This is a genomic window from Salinivibrio sp. IB574 (assembly GCF_001996205.1).
GTDB classification, from domain to species: Bacteria; Pseudomonadota; Gammaproteobacteria; order Enterobacterales; family Vibrionaceae; genus Salinivibrio; species Salinivibrio proteolyticus.
Map to the genome: position 1 here is coordinate 38370 of NZ_MUFN01000024.1, position 7330 is coordinate 45699.

Below are 7330 nucleotides of genomic sequence, written 5' to 3' on the forward strand. Positions count from 1 at the left end.
AATAGGTACTATTCATGAACAAAGTTGTACTCGCCACCGGCAATGCTGGAAAAGTAAAAGAAATGGCTAGCTTACTCAGCGAGTTCGGTTTTGAGGTCTTGCCTCAGAGCGATTTTGCCGTCAAAGATGCCGATGAGACCGGAACCACGTTCATTGAAAATGCCATTATCAAAGCCCGTCATGCGGCAAAAATTACTGGCCTGCCTGCCATCGCAGACGACTCAGGTTTGGAGGTGGACTACCTCAATGGCGCGCCTGGGGTCTATTCTGCCCGGTATGCAGGTGAACAAGCGAGCGATAGCGACAATGTCGTCAAACTGCTAGACGCAATGAAAGACGCACCGGATGCGCAGCGTACCGCACGTTTCCATTGTGTGCTCGTGTATATGCGCCATGCCAATGATCCTACGCCTCTGGTGTGCCATGGTGTATGGGAAGGCAAAATTGCCCACCGCCCTCAGGGTGACAATGGCTTTGGTTATGATCCTGTGTTCTTACCCCATGACCAACAGTGCACCGCCGCAGAAATGCCCGCATCAGAGAAAAAACAGCGCTCCCATCGCGGCCAAGCACTCAATCACTTATTCAACGCGTTAAAAGCGGCCCAGTAAGCATGATCCCACTGAGTTTGTACGTACACATCCCTTGGTGTGTACAAAAGTGCCCGTACTGCGACTTTAACTCTCATGCGCAAAAAGGGGTGATCCCTGAGTCGGACTATATCAGTGCATTGCTCGATGATCTTGATACCGACTTGGCCGCTTATCCTTCTGTTGCAGAGCGGCCGCTACATTCGATTTTTATTGGTGGTGGTACACCAAGCTTGATGTCCCCCCCCGAAATTCAGCGCTTGCTGGATGGTATCAAAGCGCGCCTAACGCCAAGCGCAAAGATGGAAGTGACCATGGAAGCGAACCCTGGCACGGTAGAAGCCGATAAGTTCATTGGCTACCGTCAAGCGGGCGTCAATCGAATCTCTATCGGTGTACAAAGCTTTTCTGCCGATAAACTCGAGCGCTTAGGGCGTATTCATGGTCCGGGAGAGGCCGAACGTGCCGCTCAGCTCGCACACCAAGCCGGATTGGATAGCTTTAACCTCGATTTGATGCATGGCTTACCCAATCAATCGGAGCAAGAAGCGCTGGCGGATCTTGAAAAGGCCATTGCACTCAATCCACCGCATTTGTCTTGGTATCAGTTAACCATCGAGCCTAACACCCAGTTTTACTCCAAACCGCCTACGCTGCCAGAAGAAGATACCCTTTGGGATATTTTTGACAAAGGCCATCAATTGCTCACAGACGCCGGTTATGTGCAGTATGAAACCTCGGCCTACAGCCTTGAGAACAAGCAATGCCAGCATAATCTCAACTACTGGCGGTTTGGCGACTATTTGGGGATTGGCTGCGGGGCGCATGGAAAACTGACCTTGCCAGATCAAGGTCAAGCACGGGTGTTGCGCACAGTCAAAGTCAAGCACCCACGCGGCTACCTCGACCCGGAAAAGGCCTACCTGACCGATAGTCAATGGGTCAAACCCACAGAGCTGGCCTTTGAATTCTTTATGAATCGCTTCCGTTTATTGGAAGCTTGCCCCAAAGCTGAGTTTGTCCAGCGGACAGGCTTACCGCTATCGACACTCGATGCGCCAATGGCAGAGGCGATTGAGCAAGGGTTAATCACAGACACCCGCTCACACTGGCAAATCACGCCAAAAGGAAAATTATTCTTAAACGATCTCTTGGCGATTTTTTTAGCTGACGCAGACTAATCTGTCTGTGGTAAGGTGCTCATAAATACGGCGGATCACCGATCCGCCTTCGTTTATCGAGGGCATCGCCCACCGACATTCAGCAAAAAAGGATACGCCTGTGAGCCCGTCATTTCGCGTCGAGCCCAAACACTGGACCCTGATTGCAGCGCTTATCGTTGCCACCTACGCGTGTTATCTGCTTATAGAACCCTATATTGGCGCCATTGTGCTGGCCTTCATCGTCTCGCTATTATTTTTTCCGGTGCATAACCGTATCGAGCAACGCTTGGGCGATCGCCCAAATACCGCCGCGGTGCTGTCCTGCGTGCTGCTAACCTTTATTATTATTATCCCGCTGACCTTAGTCGCCGCAGCCATCATCCAACAAGGTGTTAGCTTTTTTACCCAAAGTTATGACTGGTTGAATAATGGCGGCGCAAAATCCCTGATGAATAACCAGCAAGTTCAGGGTGCGCTCCACTTTTTCAATCAATGGCTGCCATTTGATTTGATTGACCCGCAAGAAACGGTGAAGAAACTCGCTGCTTGGATGTCGTCATTCAGTGGGCAAATGTTAGAATTCAGCTCCAAAGTACTTGGCGATGTGACCAACTTTTTCATCAACTTTATGCTGATGCTGTTTGTGCTCTTCTTTTTACTCCGAGATCACGAAAGCATCATTCAAACTCTGCGTCATGTGATCCCACTTTCTCGCAGCCAAGAAGATCAACTGCTCGATGAAGTCGAGAAAGTCGCCAAATCTGCCGTGTTAGGCTCATTTCTGACCGCACTCGCCCAAGGCGCAGCCGGTGGCCTAGCCATGTGGGCCGTGGGACTGCCCGCCCTATTCTGGGGAACCATGATGGCTTTCGCTTCCTTTATTCCCGTGGTGGGCACAGCACTTATCTGGCTGCCGACCGTGGTGTATTTAGCCATCACGGGCGAATGGCAATGGGCGCTAGGGCTATTGATATGGAGCGTGGTGGTGGTCGGCTCGATTGATAACCTGCTACGCCCGTTTTTGATGCAGGGGAACTCGGGGATGAATACCTTGCTCATCTTCTTCTCTTTGCTTGGCGGCCTGCACCTATTTGGATTGATGGGACTGATTTATGGCCCCATCATCTTCTCGCTCACCCTCGTCCTCTTTCGCATGTATGAAATTGAGTTCGAGCGTTTCCTCGACCGCCAAGACAATGCCTAACCTGGCATAGGTTGGCCTAGTGCGCGCTTTGTGGGACAATCCGCTCCCCAGCGCGCACCTAAGCGCGTCGATTGTCACGTCTGAATCACGTAAAGAGAACGATCATGAGTTTAACGGCCCCGAGTGAAATTGCGCAGCGCCACCTGACGCTATTTGAAAACAAACATGTTCTATTGGCAGGTGAGCTAGAAGATGACTTTGCTCGGCAACTCCTCGCACATGCAAAAAGTGTCTCTGTGTTTACCACGCATCACGGCTATGCAACGCGCATGGCTGGTACGGGTGTAAATGTGCACGCAGATGCTGAGTATAATGATGAGCAGCCGGTGGACCTTGTCCTCTTTTATTGGCCCAAATCGAAAGCAGAAGCTGACTTTCTTCTCGCGATGCTCACCCATCGCCTCGGCGCCAACGTCGACTGGATAGTGGTGGGTGAAAACCGTAGTGGCGTCAAAAGCATCGAAAAACGTTTTGCGCCTTATGGCCACGTCACCAAACAAGACTCTGCGCGCCGGTGCAGCCTGTATTGCGGCGAGTGCACGTCCCCAGCGCCTCAGTTTGAGTTAGCGGCATGGTTTAATGACTACCCGTTACAAATCGCAGAGGTGACCCTCACGATCCGAGCACTCCCCGGCGTATTTAGCCAAAAAAGTTTAGATGACGGGACTGCTTTACTGCTGAAAAACCTCCCCGCTATGGAAGGGGATGTGATTGACGTCGGTTGTGGCGCTGGTGTCATTGGCACCGCATTGCTGGCGAGCAACACCAAGCTCGCACTGACGTTTGTCGATGTGAATCACTTAGCCGTTGCCTCGACACAAGCGACCCTTGAGGCCAATGGACTCAAAGGTTCTGTGTTGGTTTCAGATATGCTAAGTGCCGTCAGTGGACAGCAGTTTGATGCCATTATCAGCAATCCCCCATTCCATGAAGGGCTAGAGACACATTATCACGCCACCGAGTCGTTACTGGAAAGCGCCCCTCGCTATCTGCGTCGTCGCGGCCAACTGGTGATCGTCGCCAATAGCTTCTTACGTTACCCACCGCTTATTGAAAAAGGGTTTGGTCAGTGCGATACCCTCGCGAAAACACGTCGATTCGCAGTTTATCATGCGCAAAAAGCGCGCTAGTTGCTGATAACACCATCAATCAGCGCACTAACACAGTTTTAAGGCTTGATACCTGACAGCAGGTCACAGTTTTAGCTCATCGGACGTGTTAGCGTTTACTCTCTCGCGGCTGCCTTTTGGCAGCCGCTTGCGATTCAAGCCCGCGTGATCAGGGAGAGGTACTCACAGCGTGCAAATGGATATGGGTTACTCAACGCGTCTTCAACGCCGCTTTATGTGGTGGTTTTTTAGCCTTAGCATTATTCCTGTGGTAATTCTGACCGGTTACTTCACATGGAGTCAGTCACAGCTGTTGATCACCCAAGCCCACCAACAGCTGGAGAACGAACGGGATCGCTACTACTTCACCATCAAAGAATATTTTCATGATCAGGTGCGTGCCGTTGTTAACCTTGCAGACTCCGACTTGGCGATTAGCAGTGGTGGGCGCTTCTATGGCTTTCCGAATGCGTTCGCCCAATTAGGTGAAGACACGTCCCAAGCGCACCGACAGCTCATGCAAATCCTCCAGCAAAACGCAGGAACACACCTCAAGACCAACAACCAGAATTATCACCGCCTTTACCGACAGTTTAACCGTCAATACCAATCATGGATGGCAAGGTATGAATTCAATAATGTGGCGATGTTTGACCGAAACCAACACCTCGTTTTTGCCGTCAAAGCCACGTCACAGTTGCTCGCGGATACCAGACTACACCAAGCTGTCACCCAATTATTAGATGCCCCGCCTGAGCAACGCCCTAAGTGGGTACGCACTCACTTTGCTCCCCAAGGTTCACGCACCATGCAAGCATGGTATCTCGCCCCTATTCTGAAAAGCGGCCAGATCCAAAGTATTCTTGCCGTAAGTACCACGACGGACAACTTGTCCGCCATGCTACGTCAGCTTCAACGCCCTCATTCAGGCTTATGGCTTATTGATCAATCACATCAGTCCTTACTCAGTGGCTGGGTACCCCGCTCAAGTCATGCCAAACTCGCTGTTTCCCCACCACAAGCGGCAATTATAAAAAGCTTAGAGGGTCAACAAGGAGTATTGTCACCCAGCGACTATGCATTGATGCCACAACTGACCGCCTATCGTCCCGTCAGCATCGGTAACACTTCTTGGGCACTGATAACTTGCACCCCCAAGCAAAGCGCATATCAGCCGCTTTATCGCCTATATTCAATCAGTGTGACCTTGGTGATAGCCCTGATTGTATTACTGCTATTTATTGGACACTGGCTCTCCCATCGACTTGCTCTCCCTATGTTGCAACTGACTTGGTGCGCCGAGCAATTTGCAGCCGGTGAGCTTGACTATCCAGTGACGCATCGGCAACGCCAAGATGAAATCGGACGGCTTGCCACTGCCTTATCGCACTTGCAGCTCCGATTAAAAGCGACGTGCTTTTCAACATCATCTCCCTCATCCAGTGAGCACACACCTGCAATGCAGTCAGGCAGCTTACACCACAGCTTAGTCATCGCGATGAACCTCGCGTTAGAGGCATGGGGCGGAGATAAAGTCGGTTTGGCCGAGCAAAGCGGTTTATGGCGCGTCTATTCCGACAAAGGTAGCCTACAAACAAGAACCTTGGATAAATACCTGCACCTTGAAACGGTTCCCAAAACGCCGCGTTGGCGGAATGTGGTACGTAGTCTCGATTTCGTTCTCCAGCATACGGACAGACAATCGCCTTACTACCAACCCTTAAAACAGGCCCAACAAGAAATCCAACATTGGATTACCGACCGTCGTTAACGTTGTCATTGAGAGCAAGCAGTCTTATAGTGGCTCAAACCCTCAATCACTAGGTCTGAATGGCGCTTTCACTTCCTCAATTGCGAGTGTTTTTAACTATCGTGCAAGAGGGCACGATCACCGCCGCTGCCAAGAAACTGTTTCTCAGTAAACCAGCGGTCAGCATGGCGCTTGCCGAGTTAGAAAGTCAGCTCGGTTACCCCTTGTTTGATCGACGCGGCAACCGACTCCACCTTAATGACCAAGGTGCTGCGCTGATCCCTAAAGCAGATGAATTGCTGACCCGTAGCGATGAGATTAGCGCGGCACTGAAAGACGACAGCCAGTTGATTGGCTGCCTACGATTAGGGGGAAGCGATACGGTGGGCAATCAGCTTTTGCCGTCACTGATCAGCGATTTTCGTCATGCAACCGCGCATCAACAACAAACATTAGTGATTGCAAACAGCCAAGAGATCATCGCTCGCCTACAACATTTCGAGCTGGATATCGGTTTAATAGAAGGTGAAATCCAACATCCTGATTTACTGCAAACGCCTTGGCTAAGTGATCAGATGGCGGTGGTGTGTCACCCTGATCACCCACTTGTCAGTCAAGCGCCGTTAAGTATTGGGGATCTCGACAATCAAACTTGGCTGATCCGCGAATCTGGCTCGGGCACACGCGAGCACTTTCTCTCACGCCTTGCTCCTCGCTTCGAGCGCTGGCACCTTTCTTTCGAGCTTAATACCACAGAAGCGACTTTAAACGCCGCGAGTGCCGGGTTAGGCTTGGCATATCTGTCTAAGCTCTCCGCGCAACACGCCATTGCCGACGGTCGAGTCGTTGCCCTCGAACTCCCTCTGCTATTATCCCGGCGCTATTGGCTTGTGCGTCATAAAGATAAATACCAGTCAGGTTTACTCACCCGCTTCTGGGACTTTTGCTTACACTGGCAACCTCAACCCCATTCTTCTACTTAACCAGCAATCACCACGCGACAGATACAAAAAAGCCCCGACCGCGAGGTCAGGGCTTGGTGTTTTCTCATCAAAGTCTTACATTTATTTGCTTTGATGCTTAAATTGCGAGCTATGCGCAGTTAGTTTTGAAGCGAGACGCACAGTGTATGCCAATATATGAGCACCGTAGCTATCAAAAATCGCAAGCAATAGTCACAATTTATAATCAAAGCCTGGCGATGTCCTACTCTCACATGGGGAGACCCCACACTACCATCGGCGCTGCTTCGTTTCACTACTGAGTTCGGCATGGAATCAGGTGGGTCCAAAGCGCTATGGTCGCCAAGCAAAATCTTTAATCTAGAAAGCTGTTCGTTCTCGCCACAATCAACTGGCTTATTTTAAGTCCAACCCAAAACCTCTTGGGTGTTGTATGGTTAAGCCTCACGGGCAATTAGTACAGGTTAGCTCAACGCCTCACAGCGCTTACACACCCTGCCTATCAACGTCGTAGTCATCTCGGGGCCTTTAGAGAGCTCGAAGCTCTAGGGA

Annotated in this window: 6 protein-coding genes and 2 rRNA genes; 6 read left to right on the plus strand and 2 right to left on the minus strand. The window is 50.9% G+C overall.

The features are described 5' to 3' along the window. Positions 1 to 14: 14 nt before the first annotated feature. The 6 genes from rdgB to BZJ17_RS12530 all read left to right on the plus strand — a co-directional run bounded on the left by rdgB (position 15) and on the right by BZJ17_RS12530 (position 6799). Positions 15 to 611 (plus strand): RdgB/HAM1 family non-canonical purine NTP pyrophosphatase, encoded by a 597-nt coding sequence (rdgB, locus tag BZJ17_RS12505; RefSeq protein ID WP_077640941.1) that lies wholly within the window; start codon positions 15 to 17, stop codon positions 609 to 611. A gap of 2 nt (positions 612 to 613) precedes the next feature. Then, positions 614 to 1771, plus strand: coding sequence for a radical SAM family heme chaperone HemW (gene hemW, locus BZJ17_RS12510; protein ID WP_077640942.1), 1158 nt, complete (start codon positions 614 to 616; stop codon positions 1769 to 1771). Positions 1772 to 1871: 100 nt separating this feature from the next. Then, positions 1872 to 2957, plus strand: a complete 1086-nt coding sequence (locus tag BZJ17_RS12515; RefSeq protein WP_077640943.1) for an AI-2E family transporter — start codon at positions 1872 to 1874, stop codon at positions 2955 to 2957. Between the two features lie 101 nt (positions 2958 to 3058). After that, positions 3059 to 4087 carry a 16S rRNA (guanine(1207)-N(2))-methyltransferase RsmC gene (gene rsmC, locus BZJ17_RS12520; protein ID WP_198534164.1) on the plus strand — a complete coding sequence of 343 codons (1029 nt, stop codon included), beginning with the start codon at positions 3059 to 3061 and terminating at the stop codon, positions 4085 to 4087. A 181-nt stretch (positions 4088 to 4268) separates the two neighbouring features. Beyond that, positions 4269 to 5837 carry a HAMP domain-containing protein gene (locus BZJ17_RS12525; RefSeq protein ID WP_157893191.1) on the plus strand — a complete coding sequence of 523 codons (1569 nt, stop codon included), beginning with the start codon at positions 4269 to 4271 and terminating at the stop codon, positions 5835 to 5837. Positions 5838 to 5896: 59 nt separating this feature from the next. Then, complete coding sequence (locus BZJ17_RS12530; protein ID WP_077640946.1) at positions 5897 to 6799, plus strand: LysR substrate-binding domain-containing protein; 903 nt, start codon at positions 5897 to 5899, stop codon at positions 6797 to 6799. Between the two features lie 210 nt (positions 6800 to 7009). Here BZJ17_RS12530 and rrf read toward each other — a convergent pair. Continuing rightward, positions 7010 to 7125: ribosomal RNA gene (rrf, locus tag BZJ17_RS12535) — 5S ribosomal RNA — on the minus strand. An 86-nt stretch (positions 7126 to 7211) separates the two neighbouring features. Beyond that, positions 7212 to 7330: ribosomal RNA gene (locus tag BZJ17_RS12540) — 23S ribosomal RNA — on the minus strand; the annotation flags it as partial.